Source organism: Trichococcus sp. K1Tr (assembly GCF_028309625.1).
GTDB lineage: Bacteria > Bacillota > Bacilli > Lactobacillales > Aerococcaceae > Trichococcus.
Window position 1 is genome coordinate 293,274 of the sequence record NZ_JAQMHR010000001.1, and the last position, 25,448, is coordinate 318,721.

Annotated in this window: 23 protein-coding genes; 1 reads left to right on the forward strand and 22 read right to left on the reverse strand. The window is 48.9% G+C overall.

All coding sequences use genetic code 11. The annotated features are described in order from the left end of the window. Window positions 1-36 precede the first annotated feature (36 nt). From codY to PH235_RS01430, 15 genes are all read right to left on the reverse strand, one after another. On the reverse strand, window positions 37-855 hold the full coding sequence (codY, locus tag PH235_RS01360) for a GTP-sensing pleiotropic transcriptional regulator CodY (protein ID WP_272160692.1): 819 nt from the start codon (window positions 853-855) through the stop codon (window positions 37-39). A gap of 72 nt (window positions 856-927) precedes the next feature. Next, a complete protein-coding gene (gene hslU, locus PH235_RS01365; RefSeq protein WP_272160693.1) occupies window positions 928-2,337 on the reverse strand; it encodes an ATP-dependent protease ATPase subunit HslU in 1,410 nt (469 codons plus the stop codon). 16 nt (window positions 2,338-2,353) lie between these two features. Further along, a complete protein-coding gene (gene hslV / locus PH235_RS01370) occupies window positions 2,354-2,878 on the reverse strand; it encodes an HslVU peptidase proteolytic subunit (RefSeq protein ID WP_086628001.1) in 525 nt (174 codons plus the stop codon). A gap of 3 nt (window positions 2,879-2,881) precedes the next feature. Then, complete coding sequence (xerC, locus tag PH235_RS01375; RefSeq protein ID WP_119092979.1) at window positions 2,882-3,808, reverse strand: tyrosine recombinase XerC; 927 nt, start codon at window positions 3,806-3,808, stop codon at window positions 2,882-2,884. 71 nt (window positions 3,809-3,879) lie between these two features. Next, window positions 3,880-5,190 carry a methylenetetrahydrofolate--tRNA-(uracil(54)-C(5))-methyltransferase (FADH(2)-oxidizing) TrmFO gene (gene trmFO / locus PH235_RS01380; protein WP_272160694.1) on the reverse strand — a complete coding sequence of 437 codons (1,311 nt, stop codon included), beginning with the start codon at window positions 5,188-5,190 and terminating at the stop codon, window positions 3,880-3,882. Window positions 5,191-5,207: 17 nt separating this feature from the next. Beyond that, window positions 5,208-7,277 carry a type I DNA topoisomerase gene (gene topA / locus PH235_RS01385; protein ID WP_272160695.1) on the reverse strand — a complete coding sequence of 690 codons (2,070 nt, stop codon included), beginning with the start codon at window positions 7,275-7,277 and terminating at the stop codon, window positions 5,208-5,210. A gap of 115 nt (window positions 7,278-7,392) precedes the next feature. After that, the gene (gene dprA / locus PH235_RS01390) at window positions 7,393-8,301 is read right to left on the reverse strand and encodes a DNA-processing protein DprA (protein WP_272160696.1); all 909 of its coding nucleotides are present in this window, start codon (window positions 8,299-8,301) and stop codon (window positions 7,393-7,395) included. Between the two features lie 106 nt (window positions 8,302-8,407). Continuing rightward, entirely contained in the window at window positions 8,408-9,184 is a 777-nt protein-coding gene (locus tag PH235_RS01395; RefSeq protein WP_272160697.1) for a ribonuclease HII, read from the reverse strand. Beyond that, the gene (ylqF, locus tag PH235_RS01400) at window positions 9,181-10,059 is read right to left on the reverse strand and encodes a ribosome biogenesis GTPase YlqF (protein WP_119092984.1); all 879 of its coding nucleotides are present in this window, start codon (window positions 10,057-10,059) and stop codon (window positions 9,181-9,183) included. Before ylqF ends, PH235_RS01395 begins: the two co-directional genes overlap by 4 nt. 86 nt (window positions 10,060-10,145) lie before the next feature. Further along, the gene (gene lepB, locus PH235_RS01405; RefSeq protein WP_272160698.1) at window positions 10,146-10,808 is read right to left on the reverse strand and encodes a signal peptidase I; all 663 of its coding nucleotides are present in this window, start codon (window positions 10,806-10,808) and stop codon (window positions 10,146-10,148) included. A gap of 33 nt (window positions 10,809-10,841) precedes the next feature. Continuing rightward, window positions 10,842-11,390, reverse strand: coding sequence for a signal peptidase I (gene lepB, locus PH235_RS01410; protein ID WP_272160699.1), 549 nt, complete (start codon window positions 11,388-11,390; stop codon window positions 10,842-10,844). A 155-nt stretch (window positions 11,391-11,545) separates the two neighbouring features. Further along, the gene (locus PH235_RS01415) at window positions 11,546-13,027 is read right to left on the reverse strand and encodes a S41 family peptidase (RefSeq protein WP_272160700.1); all 1,482 of its coding nucleotides are present in this window, start codon (window positions 13,025-13,027) and stop codon (window positions 11,546-11,548) included. Window positions 13,028-13,047: 20 nt separating this feature from the next. Then, window positions 13,048-13,749 carry a purine-nucleoside phosphorylase gene (gene deoD, locus PH235_RS01420; protein ID WP_086628011.1) on the reverse strand — a complete coding sequence of 234 codons (702 nt, stop codon included), beginning with the start codon at window positions 13,747-13,749 and terminating at the stop codon, window positions 13,048-13,050. Window positions 13,750-13,770: 21 nt separating this feature from the next. Continuing rightward, the gene (locus PH235_RS01425) at window positions 13,771-13,995 is read right to left on the reverse strand and encodes a YozE family protein (RefSeq protein ID WP_272160701.1); all 225 of its coding nucleotides are present in this window, start codon (window positions 13,993-13,995) and stop codon (window positions 13,771-13,773) included. A 15-nt stretch (window positions 13,996-14,010) separates the two neighbouring features. Next, window positions 14,011-14,634 carry a YpmS family protein gene (locus PH235_RS01430; protein WP_272160702.1) on the reverse strand — a complete coding sequence of 208 codons (624 nt, stop codon included), beginning with the start codon at window positions 14,632-14,634 and terminating at the stop codon, window positions 14,011-14,013. Between the two features lie 183 nt (window positions 14,635-14,817). Between PH235_RS01430 and trhA the strand changes: the two genes are divergently transcribed. Further along, window positions 14,818-15,468 carry a PAQR family membrane homeostasis protein TrhA gene (gene trhA, locus PH235_RS01435; protein WP_272160703.1) on the forward strand — a complete coding sequence of 217 codons (651 nt, stop codon included), beginning with the start codon at window positions 14,818-14,820 and terminating at the stop codon, window positions 15,466-15,468. 61 nt (window positions 15,469-15,529) lie between these two features. Here trhA and PH235_RS01440 read toward each other — a convergent pair whose 3' ends face one another. From PH235_RS01440 to lepA, 7 genes are all read right to left on the reverse strand, one after another. Then, complete coding sequence (locus PH235_RS01440; protein ID WP_272160704.1) at window positions 15,530-16,018, reverse strand: dihydrofolate reductase; 489 nt, start codon at window positions 16,016-16,018, stop codon at window positions 15,530-15,532. 100 nt (window positions 16,019-16,118) lie between these two features. After that, window positions 16,119-17,066 (reverse strand): thymidylate synthase, encoded by a 948-nt coding sequence (locus tag PH235_RS01445; RefSeq protein WP_272160705.1) that lies wholly within the window; start codon window positions 17,064-17,066, stop codon window positions 16,119-16,121. 19 nt (window positions 17,067-17,085) lie between these two features. Then, the gene (locus PH235_RS01450) at window positions 17,086-18,981 is read right to left on the reverse strand and encodes an ABC-F family ATP-binding cassette domain-containing protein (protein ID WP_272160706.1); all 1,896 of its coding nucleotides are present in this window, start codon (window positions 18,979-18,981) and stop codon (window positions 17,086-17,088) included. Between the two features lie 192 nt (window positions 18,982-19,173). After that, window positions 19,174-20,850 (reverse strand): formate--tetrahydrofolate ligase, encoded by a 1,677-nt coding sequence (locus tag PH235_RS01455; protein WP_272160707.1) that lies wholly within the window; start codon window positions 20,848-20,850, stop codon window positions 19,174-19,176. A 161-nt stretch (window positions 20,851-21,011) separates the two neighbouring features. Continuing rightward, window positions 21,012-22,544: an alkyl hydroperoxide reductase subunit F gene (ahpF, locus tag PH235_RS01460; RefSeq protein ID WP_272160708.1), complete on the reverse strand. Its 1,533-nt coding sequence runs from the start codon at window positions 22,542-22,544 to the stop codon at window positions 21,012-21,014. Between the two features lie 11 nt (window positions 22,545-22,555). Next, window positions 22,556-23,116, reverse strand: coding sequence for an alkyl hydroperoxide reductase subunit C (gene ahpC / locus PH235_RS01465; protein WP_272160709.1), 561 nt, complete (start codon window positions 23,114-23,116; stop codon window positions 22,556-22,558). A 390-nt stretch (window positions 23,117-23,506) separates the two neighbouring features. Further along, window positions 23,507-25,330 (reverse strand): translation elongation factor 4, encoded by a 1,824-nt coding sequence (lepA, locus tag PH235_RS01470; protein WP_107995341.1) that lies wholly within the window; start codon window positions 25,328-25,330, stop codon window positions 23,507-23,509. Window positions 25,331-25,448: the final 118 nt, after the last annotated feature.

A 25,448-nucleotide genomic window follows, 5' to 3' on the forward strand; every position in this document is an offset into this window, starting at 1 on the left:
GACATTTCCCCCTAGTTTGGCTTTACACCATTTTGCTTACTGATCATTTTTTGGATACAAAGCCCTTTTTAAAGCATCAAGCAATTCTGCAGAAACGACTCTGATGAAGGTTCCCTTCATACCGAGCGATCTCGTCTCGAGAATACCGGCTGATTCCAGTTTTCTTAAGGCGTTCACAATGACGGAACGCGTAATATTTTTTTCTGCCGCAATTTTTGATGCGGTGATGCGTTCCTCCAAGGATGGAAAAGTCTCAAAGATCGCTTTTACCGCCTCCATTTCGCTGAAAGACAGCGATTTTATGGCGATCTGGACCAGTGTGGTCACGCGCGTTGCCTCTTGCATGCGCAAATTGATGGCATGCAGCAATTCGATGCCGATAACGGTGGCACCATGTTCGGCAAGGATCAGATCGCTGCTGTCAAAAACGGGAAACAAACGCGCCAAAACCAAGCTCCCCAAGCGCTTGCCGGAAGCAAAAATCGGAACGATCGTTGTGACACCCGTAATGAACAGGTCCCTGCTCTCGATCGGAAAAGCCGTAAAATCGGATTCGATGCCGATGTTTGCGGTCGTCTGAAACAACGCTGACAGATTGTGGGCATACTGCTCCGGAAATTTCTTGTCCTCCAGCATTTGTTTGATGCGGGCATTGTTGATATCGGTCGCCTCGCTGTAACCCAGTAAATTGCCGGACAGATCGATCAGATACGTGTTGGCGCGCAGTATGTCGCCGAGCACGCTTGCCATTTCCGTAAAGGGCAAGGCCGTCGCTTCATCGCTGACGGCAACGAAGCCCCCTTCTTTTTGCAGCATGTAGTTGATCCTTCTCAACTTTTCTAATAATTCGTCCATGTTTCCCCCCTACGATCATCCATCAGAAAATATCCGCAAGGTTCATCCAACCTAAAGGGGATTTTTTTATGCTTAAAGGATATATCTTCTTAAATCTTTGTTTTCTACAATTTTCTCAAGTTTTTCATCCACGTAATGTTCCGTTATCGTGATATCTGTCCCGGGAATTTCGGAAGCTTCAAACAGCAGATCCTCCAGCAATTTCTCCATGATCGTGTGCAGTCTTCTGGCACCGATGTTATCGGTTTCCTGGTTGACTTCTGTCGCGATGACGGCCATTTTCCGGATGGCTTCCTGCGTGAAGGTGATGTTGACGTCCTCCGTTGCCAACAGCGCGATGTATTGCTTCAGCATCGCGTTATTGGGCTCTGTAAGGATGCGGACGAAATCATCTTCCGTGAGGTCGTTCAATTCCACCCGGATCGGGAAACGGCCTTGCAGTTCCGGGATCAGATCGCTTGGCTTGGAAACGTGGAACGCGCCGGATGCTATGAAGAGGATATGGTCCGTTTGGATAGCCCCATACTTAGTGGAAACTTGGCTACCTTCGACGATCGGAAGGATATCCCGTTGCACACCTTCGCGCGAAACTTCGCCTGTGTTTTGTGATTTGGAAGTGATTTTGTCGATTTCATCGATGAAGATGATGCCGTTGATTTCGGCCAGCTTCAAAGCTTCCTGCGAAATATCATCCTTGTTTACCAATTTGTCGGTTTCTTCCTGCACGAGCACCCCGATGGCATCTTCGACCAAAAGTGTCCGCTGGATCTTCTTTTTCGGCGTCATGGATTCGAATGCCGACTGCAGCATCATCATTTGTTCGTTGTTTCCGCCGCCACCTAATGGATTGGCTTGTTTTTCCTCCACTTTTATGGAGACTTCACGTTTATTCAGCAAACCTTTGCGCAATTGCTCGATGATTTCCGCTCTGCTCTGGGCGATTTCGGCAGTCACTTCTTCGGTTTCCTCTTCCTGATTTTCCGGCAGAGGCATTCCCAGGTTTTTGAACATATTTTGCCAGTCATTCATGCCTTCCTGTTTGGGCTTGGCTTTTTTGATCCCCGGCTTCATGACTTTGGCCAGGCGTTGCAATGCCGCTTCATAGGCTTTGGCATACACGTCGCCGCGTTTTTGCTTTTCGACGATCTGAAGAGCGTTCTCCACCAGGTCGCGGACCATCGATTCGACGTCGCGGCCGACATAGCCGACTTCCGTGAATTTGGTCGCCTCTACCTTAACGAAGGGTGCTTCTACCAACAGTGCCAAGCGTCTCGCCAGCTCCGTCTTCCCTACTCCGGTCGGTCCGATCATCAGGATATTTTTCGGAGTCACTTCTTTTTGCATGTCGGCGTCCAGTTGCTGTCTCCGGTAACGATTCCGCAAAGCGACAGCGATCGCTTTTTTGGCTGCGTCCTGGCCGATGATATAGCGGTCGAGCTCCTTGACGATTTCTCTGGGTGTTCTGTTGTGCTGTTCCTTCATTATATTAGCCACCTATCTAAAATTCTTCAACAATGATGTTGTCGTTAGTAAATACGCAGATTTCTGAGGCGATTTTGAGGCTTTCGTAGGCGATTTCCTTAGCGGAAAGATCGGAGCCTCTTCTTTTTAGGGCTCTTGCTGCAGCCAAGGCATAATTCCCGCCTGAGCCGATCGTAAGGATCCCGTCATCCGGTTCGATGACTTCCCCGCTTCCGGAAACAAGCAGCATCTGTTCCTTGTTCATGACGATCAGCAACGCCTCCAGCTTCTGAAGGGCACGGTCGCCGCGCCATTCCTTGGCCACCTCGATGGAGGCGCGCATCAGGTTGCCTTTGTATTGATTGAGTTTCTCTTCGAATTTGTCTTCAAGGGTGAAGGCGTCAGCTACGCCGCCAGCGAAGCCGACGATGACTTCATCATGATAGATGCGTCTGATTTTTTTGGCGGTCCCTTTCATGATGACGGATTCGCCCATCGTCACCTGGCCGTCCCCCGCCATGGCTGAACGTCCGTTGTGCTGCACTGCACAGATAGTTGTCATATGTTATTCCCCCTGTTTCTTGCTGTCCCGTTTCGCCCGCGGATGGAATTGGTTGTAATTCCGTTGCAGGGCGTCTTTCGTCACGTGTGTATAGATTTGAGTGGATGACAGGCTGGCATGTCCCAAAAGCTCCTGAACGGTCCGCATATCCGCTCCGTTATTCAACATATCGGTCGCAAAGGTATGCCGCAGCATATGCGGATGCAATGTCCCGGTCAAACCGGTTTTTTTCATGATCTGTTTCAGTATATATTCAATGCCGCCTGCCGTAAGCGGATCGCCCAAGCGATTCACAAAGAGATGGTCATGGCTGCGTTGGTGCTTTGTCATCAATTCCGACCGGGTCATTTCCAGGTATTCCTGGATGGCTGCGGCAGCATAATGCCCGAACGGCACATAGCGCTCTTTATTCCCTTTGCCGAAAATCAGAATGACGCCCAGGTCGAAGGAAATATCCTGCAGCTTGATGTTCTTGCATTCGCTGACGCGGATTCCGGTCGCATACAACAATTCAACCAACGCCCGGTTCCGATAGTCCAGTATTTCGGTCCCCTCGGCTGCGCGCAAGAGTTTTTCCAATTCTTCTTCGTACAAGTACTGCGGCAAGCGCAGCTGCTTTTTCTTGAAAGAGATATAGGATAAAGGGTTTTCATCAAGAAGGTCGTTGCGGATCAGGAAATGATAGAACCCCCTCAAGCTCGACAACGTGCGCGAAATGGTGTTTCGGCTCAGTTTTTGTTCATCCAAAAAACTCAGATACAGGCGGACATCGTACAATTGTACCGCCATCAAGTCGCTGGTTCCACTTTCTTCGAGAAAGGATTCGAATTTTTTCAGGTCAAACAGATAGGCTTTGACCGTTTCGTCGGAATAGCGCCGTTCAATTGCCAAATAGTTTATGAATCGATCGATTAATTCTTGATTAGACAAAAAAATCCCTCCAACATCTTATGACTAAATTTATCACAATGTTGGAGAGATTTCAATGTAAGCTGACGAACTTAAATCGTTTGCACGAATTCGTCCAGGGCAGCCAACGCTTTATCGGCTATCATTTGGTTTTTAAGCTGTTTATCACGGATTTTCTTGCCGCCCAACGGTTCGATGATGCCGAAGTTGGCGTTCATCGGTTGGAAGTGCTTGCTGTCTGTGTTCGTTATGTAGTGCGACATGGCACCGATCATCGTTTCTTTCGGGAAGACGACACATTCCTGCCCGCTCGCCATTCTGGCGGCATTAAGGCCCGCCAGCAAGCCGCTGGCGGCACTCTCGACATATCCTTCCACGCCGGTCATCTGGCCAGCGAAGAACAAATCGTCGCGTTTTTGGCTCTGATAAGTGGAGCGCAGAATTTTCGGAGAGTTCAGGAACGTATTCCGGTGCATAACACCATAACGCACGATTTCAGCATTTTCCAGTCCCGGGATCATCTGCAGAATCCGCTTTTGCTCTCCCCATTTCAGGTGCGTCTGGAAACCGACGATGTTGTAAAGGGAGCCGGCAGCATTGTCCTGACGGAGCTGCACAACTGCGTAAGGAATCTTTCCGGTCTTCGGATCTTCCAGCCCGACCGGTTTCATCGGACCGAACAGCAGCGTTTTTTCGCCTTTTGAGGCCATCACTTCGAAAGGCATGCAGCCATCGAAGTATTTTTCCTCCTCGAATTCCTTCAGAGGGGCCACTTCAGCAGCGATCAGTTCGCGATAGAATGATTCGAATTCCGCTTTAGACATCGGACAGTTCAGGTAGGCGGCTTCGCCATTGTCGTAACGCGACTTCAAGTATACCTTTTCCATATTGATGCTGTCTTTTTCCAGCACCGGTGCGGCGGCATCATAGAAGTATAACCCTTCCATCTCAATAAAGCTCTGGATCGATTGGCTCAATGGTTCCGAAGTCAAAGGGCCTGTCGCCACCACCGTGATCCCTTCCGGCAATGCCGTCAGTTCATCCAGATGGATTGTGATATTGGGATGGTCTTCCAATGTTTTCGTCACATAGGCTGAAAAATTGTCGCGATCGACAGCCAGTGCGCCACCCGCCGGCAGAGCGGTCGCATCTGCCGCTTTGATGATCAGGGAATTCAAATGACGCATTTCTTCCTTTATCAAACCCGCGGCGTTTGTGACTTGGTTCCCCCGCAGGGAATTGGTGCAGACCAATTCCGCGAAACCTGAGGTATGGTGGGCAGGCGTCATCTTTTTCGGTCTCATCTCATAGAGATCGACGTGGATCCCCTGCTCCGCTATTTGAAAAGCCGCCTCGCTTCCGGCCAAGCCGGCTCCGATTACGGTAACTGTTTTATCTGTCATAGTATGCCTCCATAACGTTATTTCTGTACATCTTCCTCGTATTCACAATGACTGCATTTCACTTGGATGCCGCCTTTGACCTTCTTCTCAACAAGATAATGTTGACATTTCGGGCAATCGCGGCCGATCGGTTTGTCCCATGAGATGAATTCGCACTCTGGATACTGATCGCAGCCATAGAATATCCGGTTCTTCTTGGATTTCCGTTCGATGACCTCGCCTTTATGGCATACAGGGCACGTCACGTTGATTTTCTTAACAATCGGTTTTGTGTTCCGGCATTCCGGGAAATTGCTGCAAGCATAGAACTTGCCGAATCTGCCGATTTTGATGACCATCGGATGTCCGCATAATTCGCAATCGAATCCGGCAGGTTCATCTTTGATCTCGATTTTTTCGATCTCGACTTCCGCTTTCGCCAACTCTTCGGCGAATGGTTTGTAAAAACGATCGACTACTTTGACCCATTCCATATTGCCCTCTTCGACGCTGTCCAGGTCCTGCTCCATCCCGGCAGTGAAGGAAATGTTCACGATATCCGGGAAATAAGTCGAAATCAAGCCATTGACGATCGTACCCAGTTCAGTTGGTTCGAAACGTTTTGCCGTCACTTTTACGTAATAGCGTTTCTGGATCGTTTCGATTGTAGGAGCGTAGGTCGAAGGTCTTCCGACACCGTTCTCCTCCAGAGCCTTGATGAGCGTCGCTTCCGAATAACGGGCCGGCGGTTGCGAGAAATGCTGATTCGGTTCGATGTCCTTCGAGAACACAGTATCGCCGACAGCCATTTCCGGCAGAAGGTTGTCTTTTTCTTTGGCGGTGCCTTCTACGTAGACTTTACGGTAACCGGCAAAGTTTTCTTTGGAACCCGTCGCCCGGAACATGACGTCCTCGTGCTTGAGATCGACCTTCATCGTATCGAAGACCGCTGGCGTCATCTGACTCGCCAAAAAGCGCGCCCAGATCAATTGGTACAGCTTAAACTGGTCCTTCGTCAAAAAGGCTTCGATTTCGCTTGGAACCCTTAAAACACTGGAAGGACGGATGGCTTCATGGGCATCTTGTGCCGATTGGGCCTTTTTGTTCTCGCGCTGTTTTTCGATGGCATATTCCGGGCCATATGTGCCCGTGATGTATTCGTGCGCTTCCTCTATCGAGCCGGCCGACACACGTGTCGAATCCGTTCGCATATAGGTAATCAATCCCACTGAGCCTTCTTTGCCAAGCGGAATCCCTTCATAGAGTTCCTGCGCGATCATCATCGTTTTCCGCGTACGGAAATTCAATTTGTTGGCGGCTTCCTGTTGAAGACTGGAAGTCGTGAACGGCTGAGCCGGGTTACGTTTTTGCTGTTTCTTCGTTACATCGGAAATCTCAAAAACATTGGAAGTGATCTTCTCGAAGACCGCATCCGCTTCCTCTTTGGTATTCAGCTTCAGCTTTTTCCCGCCCAAGCCATAAAAGGCTGCCTGAAAAACATGTTTGTCCTTCAGGAAAGTGCCATCAATCGTCCATGACTCCACAGGTTCGAACCCGGCAATCTCCTCTTCGCGGTTGACGATCAGTTTCAGGGCAACGGATTGGACCCGTCCGGCACTCAAACCTTTTTTGACTTTCTTCCATAGTATTGGTGAAATGGAGTATCCGACCAGACGATCCAGTATCCTTCGGGCTTGCTGGGCCGAAACAAGATCCATGTTGATTGGTCTTGGATTTTTTAGTGCTTCTCTGACTGCATCTTTGGTTACTTCATTATAAACGACGCGGATATTGTCTGCTGGGTCCAAGCCCAACAAGTGAGCGAGGTGCCACGAGATGGCTTCCCCTTCTCTATCCGGGTCGGAAGCCAGGTAAATTTTTTCTGCCTTATGACCATATTTTTTCAATTCTTTAATCAGGTCGCCTTTACCACGAATGGAGATATAATCCGGCTGATAGTCATTTTCGATATTGATTGCCATGCGACTCTTTGGTAAATCGCGCAAGTGGCCTTTGCTTGCTACCACTTTATAGTTTCTGCCAAGATACTTTTCTATCGTCTTGGCTTTGGTAGGTGATTCCACGATGACTAAATATTTATAAGCCAAAGAAACGACTCCTCTCAACGAAATATTTTGTATGTATATTTCTGTCATTTAAATCGTTTCCCATCTTATGCCATAAACTAGGTGTTTGTCAAATGGAAGTTATTTCGCGGGTGCATCAGTTCCACTGCGTTTTCATTTCTTCCAGTACGTCAGTCGCGTTCAAAACGCAAGCTGCGCCGGCCTTTATCAATTGATTGGTGCCGACACTGAGCCGGCTGGTTATATTTCCGGGAACCGCATAAACATCCCTATTTTCCTGCAAAGCCAAATTCGCGGTTATGAGGCTGCCGCTCTTTTCCGTCGCCTCGATCACCAACGTGGCCAACGAAAGGTTGGCGATCAAGCGATTGCGCATCGGAAAATGAAAACGTTCCGGTTTCGAGCCTAAAGGATATTCACTGATGACCAGCTGCTCAGCCATCATTTGCCGCTGAAGGGCGGCATTTTCCCTTGGGTAAGTAACATCCAGGCCTGACCCGATGATGCCGATTGTGGCTCCGCCGTTTCCAATGGCACCGGAATGAACCATTTGATCGATGCCTTTGGCGAGCCCGCTTACCAACGTGACGCCTTCCGCAACCAACGGCGGAATCATTTCGTCCAAGACCGCCTTTCCGTAGGCGGTCGGACTGCGGCTGCCGACGACGCTCAAACAAGGCTTCTCCAATAAACGGATATTCCCGGCACAGAACACAACGACAGGCGGCAGATAGCTGTTCAGCCAGCCTACCGGATAGCCGTTGTCCAGAATCGTCAAAACCTGGATATTTTTGATCCGATACAGCTCCTTCAGCTCTCCATAAGGCATCTTGCTGCATGCCGTCTCGAGCGCCATCTTCAACTTCTGTTGTTTGGTTTCATTGGTCATCGGCACATAACTGCTTACGATTTCTTCTATTGAATAGAAAGGATCCCTTGCCCAGGACAGGTACAGATGCTTCATAAAATTCGGCGTGCACACGCCGGTCATTGCATGATAAATCAACTTATCCCGGACCGTCAGATCCTCGCGGTTCATTTCCATAAAAAAACTCCTTTGCGTACCATCTGTTAAGATAATACGCAAGGAGTCGGATTCTGCTTTTTATGTTGTTTACTTTAATGACAGAGCGCATGCCACCCGGGAATCTTCATTGATCTCTCAGCATGCTTTTGATCGGATCAAATGTCTTTCGGTGGATAGGCGTGATGCCATGAGTATCCAAGCCGGATAAATGCAGTTGGGTGCCATAGCCGGCATTCTTCTCAAAACCGTAGTGCGGATATTGCAAGGCATATTCGGACATCAGGCGGTCACGGTATACTTTCGCGACAATGCTAGCGGCAGCGATCGAGACGGATTTGGCATCGCCCTTGATGATGGATTGCTGTTCGACCGGCAACGGCAGCTTCATGGCATCGATGAGCAGGCTGTCCGGCTCTTGCTTCAGATTGGCGATTGCCTGCATCATCGCCAGTTTCGTGGCTTGATAAATATTCACGGCGTCGATCGTTTCTGGCGAAATCAATCCGATCCCGACATCGGCAATGGCCATGATTTGATCATAAAGTTGCTCTCTTTTTTTGGCGGAGAGTTGCTTCGAATCGTTGACCGGAAGGAAAGGGAGCTCTGCCGGCAGAATGACGGCTGCAGCAACCACAGGACCGGCTAAAGGGCCTCTGCCGACTTCATCGATGCCTGCGATGGCAATACGGCCTTTCGCCTTCAGCTCTTCTTCGAAGGCCATCATTTGGATTTGCCGCTCTTTTAAGGCAAGGTCGAGTTGGTAATTCCGCTCCCAGGATTTGACAGCAGCTTGGACACCTTTGCGGGCATCGGCTCGGATCGTTTCCCAACGTTGATCTTCCAATGATTCGATTCCCTGCAATTGCTCCTTGATGGCAGCGATGCTCAGTGGTTTGTTCATTCCGCTAAGCCCTCTCCTGTCTCCGCTGCCTTTACGGGAACCTGGTCCAGCGTATATGGACCCAATTTGCCGCCACGGATGTCAAAAATGATTTTTTCGCTGGCTCGGCTGTAATCCTCACCAAAGCGCAGTTTTGTGGTCAATTCCATCAACAGGTCCGGAACGGCACCTTCAAAGTCTTTTTCGTCCACCTTATAGAACGCCTGCAATCTGCCCGGATAATGCTGCATAAAATGACGCAACGCGAATAATGCGACGTCATCCTTATGGAAGACGGTATCCTTGATCGCTCCGGTCAGGGCAAGTTTTTGCCCGATCAGCTGATCCTCAAATTTGGGCCAGAGTATCCCCGGCGTGTCCAGCAACTCGAAATCGCCGCCGATTTTCAACCATTGTTGCCCTTTGGTTACACCGGGCCGATTGCCCGTCTGCGCGCGGTTTTTCTGCATCAACTTGTTGATCAAGGTTGATTTCCCGACGTTCGGGATACCAAGGATCATCAAGCGGATGGCGCGGGGTTTGACGCCTTTATTGATCATCGCCTGCGTTTTGTGGGCCATCATCTCTTTCAGTTCTTTTTTGATGTTCTCTACATCTTTATTGTTCAGCGTCGACATCGAAACGGCCCGCTGCGCTTTCTTATCCTGCTTGAAGTATTCGACCCATTCTTTTGTGGCTGTCTTATCTGCAAGATCGGCCTTGTTAAGGACGATCAGTCTTGGTTTGTTTCCGATGATGTCATCGATCAATGGGTTTCGGCTTGATACCGGGAGGCGCGCATCCAGCAATTCAATCACCAAATCGACCAGTTTTAATTTTTCCAACGCTTCACGTTTCGCTTTTGCCATGTGGCCTGGAAACCATTGTATTAACATATTGACACTTCCTTTTCTGAGTGAATCCTTTTGCTTCCATTCAAGACAAAACACAAGTGCAAATACACTTGTGTGCGATTGTCCCTTTATTCTTCTGCACCATTGTCATCGATGATGCCTATTTTGTTCAGCGGCCACAACCTTAAATCAGCTGTTCCCTCGATCTGTGCTGCCGGGATGAACCCGAAAACACGACTGTCTTTGGACACGTTGCGGTTGTCCCCCAAGACGAAATACATATCTTCTGGGACGGTTGCTTCCCCTGTCAGGCTGAAGAGCGTGAAATCCCCGGTCAAAGCCTGATCTGAAGCTTCTCTCAGCGCCTCCAGATAGTGCTCCTCGATTTTTTCGCCGTTGATGTACAGCTCATCCTGGAAATAAGTGATTTCGTCCCCGGGCAGCCCGATGATGCGCTTCACATATTCTTCATCGGTCCCGTCAGGAGCAGGGAACACCACGATATCAAAACGATCGATTTCAGCCAATTTATTCAGGATCAGCCGGTCTCCGGTCTCCAAAGTCGGCACCATCGAATCGCCGACAACCTGGAACGGATAAAACAAATAAGTCCGGATGACAACGAACAGCACAAAGGCGATTGCCACCGAAAGGATCAGGTTCAGTGCTTCCCGCAAAAAACTGCCTCGGTTTTCTGGTTGGATTTCTTTCTTTTGATCGACCCCGAATCTTTCGTTCCTTGAAACAAAACCAGAGTCTTGGTCTTCATGATTTTTATTGCCAAATGACATCGAATCACCCTTTCTTATAAATCCAGCTGATAGTTAATTTTGAATAAAGCCAAAATCCTCAAGCGGATAGTACACCATCGCCGCTTTGCCAGCTATATCAGCCTGCGCGACAAAACCGAAGATCCGGCTGTCCCTGCTGCGCACTCTGTTGTCCCCCAACACAAAATAACTGCCTTCCGGGACCGTCTCCATTCCTGTCAAAGACAGCAAATCAAAATCCGAAGTGAAAACATCCATCCCCTGCTGCTTCTCCGTCCCCAGAAAAGACTCTTCAACAGTCTCACCATTCAGGTACAGTTGATCCTCGCTGTAAGCGATGGAATCGCCCGGCAATCCGATGACCCGCTTAATGAGCGTTTGCCCTTCTTCATTGCTGAAGATGATGATATCAAAGCGATCAATCTCTGAGAACGTCTCATATAAGAGATAGTTGCCCTGTGCCAGCGTAGGGCTCATGGAGTCGCCTTCCACTTTCAGCGGGATGAATACAAAAAAACGGATGATGATAACCAACAGCAAGGCAAAGTTGATCGCCTTCATCCAATCCCAGAGACCATCCTGCATCTTTTTATCTACTTTCATCGGTATCAACCTTTTTGGTTATAGTATGTGCTAAAACAACACTCATAGTTTAGCACATTTTACGCATAAAAAGAATCGCAACCGGTCCAAAGGCGAATATTCCAAGCAACACCAAAAAGGTTCGGCACTTCGTAAGAGCTGCCAAACCTTTCGGATTATTCGTTCCCTATCAATATTTCCACAGCCTTATCGTACTGTGTGTCGTTCTCCGTAAGGACTTCCCGCAATTGTTCGACTATCGCCAATGCCGTGTCGCCCGTTACGATACCGGTTGTTTCCAGCTCGTTTGCAGCTTGGAACGACGCTACCTGCTCGGCAGTGTCTTCATCATAGTAACCGTCCGCCTCGACTGCATAGCCGATGGCATTCAGCATCGCTTCGACATTCTTGACCTCTTCCGAGACGGTTCCTTCTTCATAGGTCGCTGTGGAATCGATGATCGTCAATGTGGCGTATTCAGGAAGTGCGACTTCGTAGTCGACTGCGATCCCTTTTTCGTGGATCCAGTTGCCGTTCGGCGTAAGCCACTTCGCTACGGTCAATTTCAATTCGCTGCTTTCGGTCAACGGATACACTGTTTGTACAGTCCCTTTGCCGAAGGTCGTTGTCCCGACCAATGGTATCTCGGAAGACTCCTGCAGCGCCCCCGCAACGATTTCCGAAGCGCTGGCGCTTCCTTCATCGACAAGCAAGACGGTTGGTTCGGTTATCTTGAAATCTCCGAACTCGCTTGCGTTGGCTACGATTTTATTTGGCTCGGCATCTTTTTCTTGCGTCTGCATGATGACGTCTCCGTCGTTAAGGAATATATTGCTGATTTTCAAAGCCTGGTCCAATAATCCGCCTGGATTCTGCCTGAAATCAAACACAAAGGATGTGACCCCCTGTGTGCGCAGATCCGTTACAGCACTGACGATATCGTCATAGGTCGGCGTTGAGAAACTGGAAACATGGACGATGCCGATTTCCGGATGTTCTTCATCGAGTTCAAATGTCACCGTTTCGATCGGAATCGTGTCCCTGATGATATTCACTTTGAAAGTCTGATCACCGCGGACTATTTCCAGAACCACTTCACTGCCCTTTTCGCCCCGGATCAAAGCGACTGCTTCACTAGCTGTCAGGCCCTGCAATGCCTGGCCATCCGAACTGAGGATGATGTCATTCGGCAAAAGCCCCGCTTTTTCGGCAGGCGAGCCTTTGATCGGTGATACAATGACGATCTGTTGATTCAAGGACATGATTTCAGCTCCGATGCCTTCGAATGAGGCGGAGATCGTCTCGTCCAAGTTATCGCTCGCTTCTGTGTTCAAGTATTGACTGTAGGGATCGCCGACCGCTTCCACCATGCCGCTCAAGGCGCCTTCGATCAGCTCTTCTTCATCGACACCTTCGACATAGTTGTTGAGCAGCGTCTGGTAGACGGCTCCGATGCGGTCCGCTGCAGCCGCATCCAACGTCGAACTGTTTGTCCCTTGGATGATCTCCTCCGTGGAGGGAAGCGTGACGCTTCTTCCGATCCACGCATACGTTCCGCCGATTGCCGCAGCAGCGACGATGAGCAAGGAAAGGAAATAGAAGGAGAGTTTGACTCCACGTTTTTTGCCGTTTTTAAGTTTATGCCCGTTGTTGCCCATTCATACTACACCTCTTTAGATTATAAGATAGATTCCAAAGCAACAAGCATCATGTCGTCGAACGTTGTTTCACGCTCTTCGGCAGTCGTTTCTTCCCCGGTCAGGATATGGTCGCTGATCGTCAACAAAGCCAATGCTTTCCGGTTGTATTTGGCGGCCAGCAGGTACAGTCCGGCAGCTTCCATTTCCACAGCCAGAACGCCATAGTCAGCCAATTTCTGTTTATCCAACTCTTCGTTGTAGAAGCGGTCCGAGGACAGGACATTGCCGACGTGGACGGATAATTTCCGTTCCTTCGCGACCATATAGGCGTTGTGCATCAGTTCAAAGTTGCAGATCGGCGCAAAGTTGACTTGACCGTTGAACGTATTGCTGACGACGCTGGAATCTGTTGTCGCGCCTTGCGCAATGACGATGTCGCGGACATGGATATCTTTTTGGATCGCCCCTGCCGAACCGACACGGATCAGATTCTGCACGTTGTACTCGGTGATCAGCTCATTGGCGTAGATCATGATCGAAGGCAAGCCCATGCCAGTGCCTTGGACAGAGACGCGCTTGCCTTTATATGTCCCTGTGTAACCAAACATGTTCCGGACCGAATTGTACTGCTCGACGTTCTCCAGATAAGTCTCCGCAATGTACTTCGCTCTTAATGGGTCGCCCGGCAACAGGACTGTTTCCGCGATTTGCCCAGGTTTTGCTGCGATGTGTGTACTCATTTCATTTCCTTCTTTCTTTATCTAATTTCTGTTCCTCTCGACGTATACGTCAAACAACTCATCAAAAACGGACATGAACTCTGTATATTCTCCACTCAACTCCAGGTAATCGGCAAGTTCGTGGTATTCGGTCATTTGCTTCGGAAACCCGATATCCTCGGAAACCCGATTCGCGAATGCTGTTTTGTCGTCTTTTTTATATGGGTCTCTATACGTGAGAATGAAAAGGTAAAAAGATTGTCTCATAAATTAGGCCTCTTTCTATTCTATCAAATTTTCTGTTGGTATGCTTACTTCAAATGAATATTCTTTCGTCCCTTTATCGATGGAAAGCAAACGGATGGCACTTTCTTTCGGCAGGTCCATGCTGGCCAAGTTCATCAGCACCGTTTCCGAATCCGCATCCAAGCTGACGAATGCAGGGAGTGTCAAAAATTGAGCCAAAAGACTCAAGGCTTCTTTTTCGGGCAAAGACAACCCGCCCAGGGAAATGCCCGTCACCTTCATCTGCAGATTGCCGTCCGTTGTCGCATGCGGCTCCCCTGATAAAGCAAACGGAATCGAAAGCCCCAGCAGCACGGTTTCACCTTTTAAAGTCACCACATCCGTGATTTCCACCGAATATCCGGCCAGGCTCTCCTCGGATTTCATATATTCGTTGGCGATGACAGCCAATTCGGCATTGCTCAAGGAAACTCCTACCGAAAGCTGATCCTCTGCTTGCGCCGTGACTTGTTCGTCAGTTGCAGTTTGAGCGGGTTGTTCCATCGTGATTTTCGAGAATAGCCAAACCACTGCGATGACCAGCACGAACGACAAGGTGATGAAAGCAATTTTCCATGGATTCGGGCTGTTTTTCACACTTCTTTGTTGATTGGTTCCCATTCTATTCGCCCCTTTCAAAATATTCCCGTGAAGCTTTCTGTCATTTTCAGGTGGGAGAGATACTGCTATTTTCTTAAATCTTACCATTTAATGTGCTATAATGCATTCAGAAGGACGTTGTTGGAGACTGTTTTTTTCTTTGGCCAAAAAACAATTGCTGACAGGCAACAAGGAGGAATGAATGTGACTACTTTTCCGCAAACAGAAGGCAGACGCAAAATCATCGTAAACGAAGTGTTGAATGCCGTAACACATGGAATCGGAACCTTGCTTAGCATCGCAGGATGCGTCTTACTCATTTTGAAAGGGTCCCAATCAGGAAACGTTACAGAAGTCGTTGCCTATGCCATTTATGGTGCTTCGATGATATTACTTTTTCTGTCGTCGACGCTCTACCACAGCTTCAGTTTGACCCGGTTTCAAAAGATTTTCCGCTACATCGATCACGCAGCCATCTATTTGTTGATTGCGGGTACGTATACGCCGTTTTGTTTGATCGCGGTCCGTAACGGCCAAAGCAGAGCCTTGTTCATTGCCGTCTGGGCAATCGCAATCATCGGCATTATCCTGAAGATCTTTTTCGTCGGAAAATTCAATCGGATTTCCACCCTCTTATACTTGGGCATGGGATGGATGGCGCTGTTCATCATTCAACCGATGTACCAGACACTCGGCCTGAACGGCATTGTGCTCATCGGCTTGGGCGGTTTGAGTTACAGTTTGGGGACTATTTTTTACTCGAACAAAAAATATGGGTTTATGCATGTCATTTGGCACCTCTTCGTTCTGGCAGGCGCCGCTTTCATGTACTTCGGTATCCTATTGTACGTCTAGAAAAATCAAAAAATACAAAAAGCGGGCTGACTCCAAAAACATCGGAGTCAGCCCTTTTTGCTTATTCCACCCGTTTGAACACTTTGAATTCATGTTCATAGCGGTTTTTGTCGTCGACAACGCCTGAGGTTGACGAGATTAATTCCCACTCGTTCCAGTCTGTTGTCGGAAAATAAGTGTCTCCGTCAAAGTCGGCATGGATGACGGTCTGGTACAGGATATCCGCGAAAGGCAGGAACAGCTCAAAGATCTCGCTGCCGCCGATGATGAAAAGCGTGTCCTCTGCATTATCCAGCGCCAATACTTCTTTGATGTCATGAAGGACAGTAACACCCGGATGCGTGTAGTCGGTTTGCCTCGTCAGGATGATGCTTTCCCTTTTCGGCAGCGGGCGTGCCCCCATCCCCTCGAACGTTTTTCTGCCCATCACGATTTTGTGGTTCAGTGTTTTCTCTTTGAAATACTTCAGATCACTCGGCAGGTGCCATGGCAACGTGCCGCCTTTTCCGATGATTCCGTTGTCGTCTTCAGCCCATAATAATGCGATCATCTTATGTTTTGCCGCGCAGCCGAGCCAACGCCCGGATCTCTCAGGAACTATGATGGAACCTGATGGCGGCAGCCTCCTTTTCCTCGATATGATGAAAAATTTATACAGCGATCGGTGCTTTGATGCCAGGGTGACTCACGTAGCCTTCCAGGACGATATCTTCTTTTTCCATTTCAAAAATGGATTTCTCCGGATGCTTCAGCACCAACTTAGGCAATGCGAAAGGCTCTCTGGAAAGCTGCAGCTCGATCTGTTCGATATGATTCAGGTAAAGATGGGCATCCCCGAATGTGTGGATGAATTCCCCGACTTCAAGACCCGTTTCATTTGCGATCAAATGCGTCAACAGGGCGTAGCTGGCTATGTTGAACGGCACCCCCAAAAAGATATCCGCGCTTCTTTGGTACAGTTGGCAGCTGAGCTTCCCATCCGTCACATAAAATTGGAACAGTGTATGGCATGGCGGCAAGGCCATCGAAGGGACGTCTTCCGGATTCCAGGCCGAAACCATCAACCTTCTCGAATCAGGGTTCGTCTTGATCATTTCGATGACATCGCTGATCTGATCGATGAATTCCCCTTGCGTCGTTTTCCAGCGGCGCCATTGGGACCCATAAATGTTGCCCAATTCGCCGTGTTTGGCTGCAAAGGCTGCATCCGTCAAAATCGCTTCCCGGAATTTGGCCATTTCGGCAGCATAGATTTCTTTGAAGCCTTCTTCCTTCAGGACCCTATGGCCGAAGTCTTCCATATCCGGCCCTGTGTAATCTGCTGATTTCACATAGCGCTCGAATGCCCACTCATCCCAGATGTGGTTGTTGTTTTCCAACAAGTATTTGATGTTCGTGTCGCCCTTCAGGAACCACAGCAGCTCGCTTTTGATGAGGCCGAAAGCGACTTTTTTGGTCGTCAGGATCGGGAAGCCTTCAGCCAGGTCGAAACGCATTTGATGGCCGAAGATGCTTTTCGTGCCGGTGCCGGTGCGGTCGTGTTTCGTTGCGCCTGTTTCCAGGACGGTTCTTGCTAAATCCAAATATTGTTTTGTCATCTTTGTTCTCCTATATACATTAATCTTTGGCGAATTGGCTGAGATATTCCCAGCGTTCCCATTTTTCGGCAAGCGCAGCTTCCGTGTTGTCCAGGTCCTGTTGCAATTGGGTCAAATTTTCAAAGTTCGAAGCATTTTCGGCCATTGCGCTCTGCAATGTCTGCCCTTGTTCCTCAAGTGCGGCAATGTCGTCCTCGATTGTTTCCCATTCTTTCTGCTCCAAGTAGGTCCATTTGGTCTTTTCCGTGACCGCATCCTGAGACGGGACAGGTGCTGCCGTTTTTTTGTTTTGCTGTTTAGCGGTTTCGCTTTCCTTTTGACTGGATACCAGCAAATATTCGCTCATGTCCCCAAAGAATACGTCCGGTTTGCCTTCATCGTTCAGGATCAACAGCTTGTCGGCCACTTTATCCAAGAAATAGCGGTCATGCGAAACAGTGATGACGGCTCCGCCGAAGCTGTTCAAGTAATCCTCCAATACCGTCAGCGTATCGATATCCAAGTCGTTCGTCGGCTCATCCATCAGCAGCACATTCGGTTTTGTCATCAGCAACTTCAGTAAGTAAAGGCGACGTTTTTCCCCTCCGGATAACGAACTGATCAGGCTGCCATGCGTTTCGCGCGGGAAGAGGAACGTTTCCAGCATCTCCTTGACGCTGACGATGATGCCGTCGCTTAATTTCACCTCTTCGGCGATCTCCTGCAGGTAATTGATGACGCGCTTGTCGTCAGGGAGCACTTCGGAAAGTTGTTTGTAGTAGGCTATTTTGACGGTCTCTCCGATGATCAGATTCCCGCTGGCAATCTCTATTTCGCCTGCCAACATATTCAGCAAGGTTGTCTTGCCTGCCCCATTTTTGCCGACGATGCCGATGCGATCGTTCGACTGGAATATATAGGAAAAATCGTTGAGGACTTGCTTGTCTCCCGCAAAAAGCGAGATATGCTCCAGATTGAAGACGCGTTTGCCCAAGCGGGAACCATCCAATTGGATTTCGAGCTTGGCATCGGTCGTGCTTTGTTGCGTGACCTTTTCCAAATCCTCAAATCGGTGGATCCGTGCCTGTTGCTTAGTCGTCCTCGCTTTGGCGCCCTTGCGCATCCATTGCAGTTCGCTCTTGTAGAGTTTCAGCTGTTTCTCATCCATTTTTTGCTGAATGGCTTCGCGTTCGCTCTTCTGGAACAAATAGTCTTCGTAGTTTCCTGTGTAGACTTCCACTCCGCCGTTCTTCAGTTCGATGATTTTCGTTACGGCATTCTCGAGGAAGTAGCGGTCATGAGTCACCAAAAGGACGGAGCCTTTGTATTGGGCGAGATAGTTTTCCAGCCAAGTGATCGAATCCATGTCAAGGTGGTTGGTCGGTTCATCCAACAACAACAGGTCCGGCGCTTGGATCAGCACCTGCGCCAAGCCAACGCGTTTCCGTTGTCCACCGGATAGCTCGCCTACTTTTTTCGTGATGTCATCCAAACCCAACCTGTTCAGGATGGATTTGATCTGAACCTCTGTTTGCCAAGCATTTTGCGCATTCATGTCAGCTTCGGCCTTGCTGTATCGGTTCTGATAATCCGGATTCAGACTGTCGTTCACCAACAATTCCAAAGCTTCCTCGTAGGCGCGGACCGTCTTGATGATGGGCGCTTCGCCTTCATAGACCGCTTCAAAAACAGTCGATTCCTTGTTCAATTGTGGTTCTTGCGCCAAGTAACCGACACGATAATCACTGGGCACGTCCAGGCTGCCGGCATCCGGAGTTTCGATTCCCGCGATGATCTCCAGCAAGGAACTCTTGCCGGTTCCGTTCTGACCGATCAGGCCGATATGTTCACCTTCACGGATCGTGAAGGATATTTTATTGAAGAGTTTCTTCATCCCGTAGGATTTTTCTAACTCAATGGCGTTAAAGTCTTTCATATGTGGCATTCATCCTTTGTTTTCAATCCATGTCGTTTTATGTTCAGGGATCTTGATAGTCTCTTGACATTGTAACATATCCGGCTGGGCTGCGGGACATTGAAGGCCCAAAAATCAAACCGTATTTCAGGAGCGCTTTTCGTTAAAAAAAATAGAGAGGTTTCCCTCTCTATTTTTACGAGTTTTATGAAATTAGAACAATCCGGTAACGACTCCGTCTTCAGTGACGTCCATGCGCAAAGCAGCCGGTTCTTTCGGCAGACCCGGCATGGTCAGGATATCCCCCGTCAACGCAACGACGAACCCGGCTCCGATTTTCGGAACAAAGGAACGGATGGTGATGTCGAAGTTTTCCGGACGGCCGATCGCTTTCTGATCATCGGACAAGGAATACTGTGTTTTTGCCATACATACAGGCAAACGGTCCCAGCCATTCTTCTTGTACTGACGCAGTTGGTTTTTGGCTTCTTTGGAGTAGATGACACTTTTGCCGCCATAAATTTTGGTGACGATCGTTTCGATTTTTTCTTCGATGCCGCTGTCTTCCGCAACATATAGGGGAACGAAAGCTTTTGTGTTTTCATCGATTGCTTTGACGACAGCGTTCGCCAACGCTTCTCCGCCTTCAGCGCCTTTTGCCCAAACCGCTGTCTGGATGCATTCGACTTCCTGCGCCGCACACAAGCTGACGACTGCTTCGATTTCCGCCGCGGTGTCGTTCGTGAATTCATTCAGCGCCACAACGACAGGCACACCATACTGTTGCATGTTTTCGATGTGCTTCTGCAGATTAGCGAAGCCGGCTTTGACCGCTTCGACATTTTCGCCGCTGTTGAGGTCTTTCACCAAGACGCCGCCATGCATCTTCAATGAGCGCACGGTCGCTACGATAACGACTGCATCCGGGCTCTTGCCTAGTTGCGGTACTTTAATGTCCATGAACTTCTCAGCACCCAAGTCGGCTCCGAAACCGGCTTCCGTAATGACGTAATCGGCTAATTTCAAGGCTGTTTTGGTTGCCAATACGCTGTTGCATCCGTGCGCGATATTGGCGAACGGTCCACCATGCACAAATGCCGGCGTATGATACAACGTTTGGACCAGATTCGGCTCCAACGCATCCTTCATCAACAAGGTCAATGCGCCTTCCACTTTCAAGTCTCTGACAGTGACCGGTGCGCGGTCAAACGTATAGCCGATGACAATGTTCCCGATCCGGTTCTTCAGATCCATTAGTGAAGTTGATAAGCATAGGATTGCCATGATTTCGCTCGCTACAGTAATATCGAAACCGTCTTGGCGGGGAACGCCTTGGATCGGTCCGCCCAACCCAATGACGATGTTGCGCAAAGCACGGTCGTTGATGTCCAATACACGCTTCCAGGTGATCCGGCGTTGATCGATGTTCAAGGCATTGCCTTGTTGGATATGGTTATCGATCAAAGCTGATAAGGTATTGTTCGTTGCTGTGATGGCATGCATGTCGCCTGTGAAATGCAGGTTGATGTCCTGCATCGGCTGCACTTGCGCGTAACCGCCGCCTGCCGCTCCGCCTTTGACACCCATCGTCGGCCCTAATGAAGGTTCGCGCATCGCGATCATGGCTTTCTTGCCGATGCGTGTCAGCGCATCGCCTAGGCCGACCGTTACGGTTGATTTGCCTTCGCCAGCCGGAGTAGGATTGATGGCAGTGACAAGGATCAACTTGCCGTCTGCCTCTTCACTCAAGGAATTGATTTTCTTGATGTCCACTTTTGCCTTGTATTTGCCGTACAGTTTCAGATCATCTTCTGTCAGGGAAAGGGTTGCCGCTACTTCTTTGATCGGAAGCATCTCATTTGCTTGAGCTATCTCGATATCCGTCTTCAAAACCATCACTCCAAATTCTTCATGTTTACATACATTTTAGCACATAGACCAAGAGAAAGAACGTGTTTTATGGCCATTCCATTGATAAAACTGCTTACATTTACGGCAAATCAAAAAATCCAGAAAGGAATTCAAAATGAAATCCCTTTCTGGATTTGAGCTTATTGGCGGATCAGGTGATCGAATGCGCCCAAAGCGGCAGTCGCTCCAGCGCCCATCGAGATGATGATTTGTTTGTACGCACTGTTTGTGCAATCTCCGGCAGCGAATATGCCTTCCAGATTGGTTGAACCATGGTTGTCGATGATGACTTCGCCACGTTCGTTCAAGGCAACGCCGGAATCCTTCAACCAAGCCGTGTTCGGAACCAAGCCGATCTGAACGAAGACACCTTCAAGGGCGATGGTGTGCTCCTCATTCGTAGCGCGGTCCACGTAGGAGATGGCTTCCACTTGATCGGTCCCGGTGATCGCTTTCGTCGCCACATTCGTTATGACTGTGACGTTCTTCAAAGCATGGACACGGTCCTGCAATACTTGATCAGCTTTCAATTCCGGCAAGAACTCGAGCACGTATACGTGTTTTGCCAAACCGGCCAAATCGATCGCCGCTTCTATGCCGGAATTGCCGCCGCCGATGACAGCGACGTCTTTCCCTGCAAACAACGGGCCATCGCAATGCGGACAGTTGGTGACGCCTTTCGTGCGGAACTCTTCCTCACCCGGGACGTTGACATTGCGCCAATGCGCGCCGACTGTAAGGATAGCGGTCTTGGCTTTGAGCACTGCCCCGTTTTCCAGTTCGACTTCAATCAGGCCTTTTTTGCGGATACTTTTGGCGCGTTGGCCTTTCATGATGTCGACCTTGTACTGATTCACATGTGCTTCCACTTGCGCCATCAGCTTCGGTCCTTCCGTGTAAGGCGTCCCGATCATATTTTCGATGCCGACAGTGTCCATGACTTGTCCACCGTAGGTCTCGACGACCATGCCGGTGTTGATGCCTTTACGGGCAGCATAGATGGCCGCGCTGTTGCCTGCGGGGCCTCCGCCTACAACCAGGACGTCGAAGATGTCCTTGTCGGAGAACTCATCCGCACTTGTCGGACCGGCGGCTTTATCGATCAATTGCTCGATCGTCATACGGCCGCTGGCAAACTCTTCCCCGTTAAGGAAAACAGTCGGAACAGCCATTATTTTCTTCGCTTCGATTTCATCCTTGAACATGCCGCCCTCGATCATAACGTGGGAGATTTTCGGGTTCAGCACAGACATGATGTTCAATGCTTGGACAACATCGGGGCAGTTATGGCACGTCAAGCTGACATAGGTTTCGAAATGGAGCTCTTTGTCGATCGCTTTGATGCGCTTGATGATGCCGTCATCCACTTTAGGTGCTCTTCCGCCTACCTGCAGCAAAGCCAGGATAAACGAAGTGAACTCATGGCCCAACGGAAGACCGGCGAACGTGATGCCGCTTTCCGTTTCCGGACGTGTGATCGTAAAACTGGGCGTACGGGTCAAGGTTGCTTTTTCGAAAGTAATCTTCTCAGACATACCGGCGATTTCCTGCAGAAACTCGCTGACTTTGCCGGAATTTTCATCCTCGCCCAGACTGGCTTTGAAAACCACATCCGATTCCAACAGTTCCAGATATTGGCCGAGTTGCCCTTTGATTTCTGTATCTAATGCCATGGGAAGCCTCCTTAAATTTTACCTACCAAGTCCAAGCTAGGTTTCAATGTTTCCGCGCCTTCTTTCCATTTCGCAGGGCAAACTTCGCCTGGATGGGTGCGGACATATTGGCCTGCACGGATTTTGTCGATCAAACCGCTTGCGTCACGGCCGATGCCGTCAGCATTGATCTCCACTGCCTGCACGATGCCGTCCGGATCGATGATGAATGTTCCGCGTTGTGCCAAGCCTTCTTCGTCCAAGACATCAAATCCGATTGAAATCGCATGCGATGGATCTCCGATCATGGTGTATTCGATTTTTCCGATGGCTGGTGAATGGTCGTGCCATGCTTTATGCGTGAAGTGTGTATCGGTTGATACGGAATAAACCTCTACTCCCAATCCTTGCAAAGTTGGATATTGGTCTTGAAGATCTTCCAATTCAGTCGGGCAAACGAAAGTGAAGTCCGCAGGGTAAAAACAGACGATGCTCCATTTTCCTTTCAGGTCTTCCGATGAAACTTCAATAAATTCACCTTTGTGATAAGCATTCGCTTTAAATTCCACTATTTCTTTTCCGATTAATGACATTTCAATTCCTCCAATTAGAATAATTATTTTAGAATAATCCCTATCAATAACTATATAGAATCCGTCATTAACGGTCAAGTTTTAACACTTGAGAACTATAATTATTTTTTCATTTTTGGAAAGAGTGGATTTCGCCATCCAAAAACCTTTGAATACATAGAGATTCCCGATTCAAAAAGTTGCCTGCCCTTCAGGTGGCTGTCATTGGAAATGTAATATTAGACGAATTCTTGCTTTATCAGAGACGGAAGCATGCCGAACAGAATAAGCGTCATTCTCAATTAGAGCTACAAATTCTCAATTGAAAAAGAACGTACCTGGATTGTATGCTTATCCAGGTACGTTCTCTAATTGTATTTATTCCAAAGAATCTGCAGACTCCCTTTTGGGTTAGTCCTCATCCATCTTCAGAACGGCCATGAAGGCTTCTTGAGGGACCTCGACGGATCCGACTTGCTTCATGCGCTTCTTGCCTTCTTTTTGTTTATCCAGCAATTTGCGCTTACGGGAAATATCTCCGCCGTAACATTTAGCCAGGACGTTTTTGCGCAATGCTTTGATGGTAGTCCGTGCCAGGATTTTGTTGCCGATCGTCGCTTGGATCGGAACTTCGAACTGTTGGCGTGGAATCAATCCGCGCAGTTTTTCTGTGATGATCTTTCCGCGGGCATAGGCGAAATCGCGATGCACGATCAAACTCAAGGCATCGACAGCTTCCCCGTTCAAGAGGATATCCATCTTGACCAGTTTGCTTGGACGGTAGCCGATCAATTCATAATCAAGGGAAGCGTAACCCTTCGTGCTTGATTTCAATCTGTCGAAGAAATCAAAGATGATTTCTGACAGGGGCATTTCATAGACGACATTGACGCGGAAATCATCCAAATAATCCATCGTGATGAAATTGCCGCGTTTCTTCTGGGCGATATCCATGACGGCACCGACATAATCGTTAGGCACCATTATGCTTGCTTTGACATACGGTTCTTCGATGCTTTCGATGGTTGTCGCATCGGGCATTTCCGAAGGGTTGTCGATCTCCAAAAATTCGCCATCGGTTTTATTGACGCGATAAATAACCGATGGAGCCGTCGTGATGATATCCAGATCGAATTCGCGCTCGATCCGTTCCTGGATGACGTCCATGTGCAGCATGCCCAAAAATCCGGTACGGAAACCGAAGCCGAGTGCTTGCGAAGATTCCGCCTCGAACTGCAGGGAAGCATCGTTCAATTGCAGTTTTTCCAAAGCTTCGCGCAAGTCATTGAAGTCCGATGCATCAACTGGATAGATACCGCAGTACACCATCGGGTTCATTTTGCGGTAGCCGGCCAAAGCTTCGCTGGCAGGATTGTTCGCCAACGTAACCGTGTCGCCGACCTGTGTATCTTGGATCGTTTTGATGCCGGCAGTCAAATAGCCGACGTCCCCGACCATCAAAAAGTCGCGCTTGATCGGTTTCGGGGAGAAAATCCCTACTTCGATGACTTCATACTCTTTGCCGTTAGCCATGAATCTGATCATGTCGCCTGGGCGGACCACACCATTTTTGATCCGGATATTCAGTACGACTCCCCGGTATGGGTCATAGATCGAGTCAAAAACCAAGGCTTGCAAAGGTGCTTCCAGATCACCTTCCGGAGCCGGGATTTTTGCGACGATTTGTTCCAGCAACTCAGGGATACCCAAGCCGATTTTCGCGCTCGCCAAAACCGCATCGCTGGCATCGATCCCGATGACATCCTCAACTTCAGCCCTGACGCGTTCAGGATCTGCGGCAGGCAAATCGATTTTGTTGATGACAGGCACGATTTCCAGGTTATTGTCCAAAGCCAAATAAACGTTGGCGAGGGTTTGGGCTTCGACCCCTTGCGCAGCATCCACTACCAGAATAGCCCCTTCGCAAGCTGCCAAACTGCGGGATACTTCATACGTAAAGTCGACGTGTCCCGGTGTGTCGATCAGGTGGAAGATGTAATCTTCTCCGTCTTCGGCCCTGTAAGTCAATTCGACGGCGTTAAGTTTTATGGTGATGCCTCGTTCTCTTTCGAGGTCCATGGAATCCAATAATTGTGCTTGCATATCACGATCGGCGACTGTATCAGTCATCTGGAGAATTCTATCCGCCAATGTGGATTTCCCATGGTCAATATGGGCAATGATGGAAAAATTTCTGATCCTTTTTTGTCGTTGTTTCATCTCTTCTAAGTTCATTATCGTTGCTCACTTTCTCTGACGTCCATTCGTTCACTTGAAAATTATACCAATCTAAAGCATTTATGACAAGACGCCGACTCAGATTGGCAAGTCTTTCTCGCTTTTGTTTGGATAA

What these genes read in the sequence shown, in the direction of transcription:
- codY (WP_272160692.1), bottom strand. Translation starts at nt 855, where the DNA reads ATGGACGAATTATTAGAAAAGTTGAGAAGGATCAACTACATGCTGCAA.
- hslU (WP_272160693.1), bottom strand. Translation starts at nt 2,337, where the DNA reads ATGAAGGAACAGCACAACAGAACACCCAGAGAAATCGTCAAGGAGCTC.
- hslV (WP_086628001.1), bottom strand. Translation starts at nt 2,878, where the DNA reads ATGACAACTATCTGTGCAGTGCAGCACAACGGACGTTCAGCCATGGCG.
- trmFO (WP_272160694.1), bottom strand. Translation starts at nt 5,190, where the DNA reads ATGACAGATAAAACAGTTACCGTAATCGGAGCCGGCTTGGCCGGAAGC.
- dprA (WP_272160696.1), bottom strand. Translation starts at nt 8,301, where the DNA reads ATGGAAATGAACCGCGAGGATCTGACGGTCCGGGATAAGTTGATTTAT.
- PH235_RS01395 (WP_272160697.1), bottom strand. Translation starts at nt 9,184, where the DNA reads ATGAACAAACCACTGAGCATCGCTGCCATCAAGGAGCAATTGCAGGGA.
- ylqF (WP_119092984.1), bottom strand. Translation starts at nt 10,059, where the DNA reads ATGTTAATACAATGGTTTCCAGGCCACATGGCAAAAGCGAAACGTGAA.
- lepB (WP_272160698.1), bottom strand. Translation starts at nt 10,808, where the DNA reads ATGTCATTTGGCAATAAAAATCATGAAGACCAAGACTCTGGTTTTGTT.
- lepB (WP_272160699.1), bottom strand. Translation starts at nt 11,390, where the DNA reads ATGAAAGTAGATAAAAAGATGCAGGATGGTCTCTGGGATTGGATGAAG.
- PH235_RS01415 (WP_272160700.1), bottom strand. Translation starts at nt 13,027, where the DNA reads ATGGGCAACAACGGGCATAAACTTAAAAACGGCAAAAAACGTGGAGTC.
- deoD (WP_086628011.1), bottom strand. Translation starts at nt 13,749, where the DNA reads ATGAGTACACACATCGCAGCAAAACCTGGGCAAATCGCGGAAACAGTC.
- PH235_RS01425 (WP_272160701.1), bottom strand. Translation starts at nt 13,995, where the DNA reads ATGAGACAATCTTTTTACCTTTTCATTCTCACGTATAGAGACCCATAT.
- PH235_RS01430 (WP_272160702.1), bottom strand. Translation starts at nt 14,634, where the DNA reads ATGGGAACCAATCAACAAAGAAGTGTGAAAAACAGCCCGAATCCATGG.
- PH235_RS01440 (WP_272160704.1), bottom strand. Translation starts at nt 16,018, where the DNA reads ATGATCGCATTATTATGGGCTGAAGACGACAACGGAATCATCGGAAAA.
- PH235_RS01445 (WP_272160705.1), bottom strand. Translation starts at nt 17,066, where the DNA reads ATGACAAAACAATATTTGGATTTAGCAAGAACCGTCCTGGAAACAGGC.
- PH235_RS01450 (WP_272160706.1), bottom strand. Translation starts at nt 18,981, where the DNA reads ATGAAAGACTTTAACGCCATTGAGTTAGAAAAATCCTACGGGATGAAG.
- ahpF (WP_272160708.1), bottom strand. Translation starts at nt 22,544, where the DNA reads ATGGCATTAGATACAGAAATCAAAGGGCAACTCGGCCAATATCTGGAA.
- ahpC (WP_272160709.1), bottom strand. Translation starts at nt 23,116, where the DNA reads ATGTCATTAATCGGAAAAGAAATAGTGGAATTTAAAGCGAATGCTTAT.
- lepA (WP_107995341.1), bottom strand. Translation starts at nt 25,330, where the DNA reads ATGAACTTAGAAGAGATGAAACAACGACAAAAAAGGATCAGAAATTTT.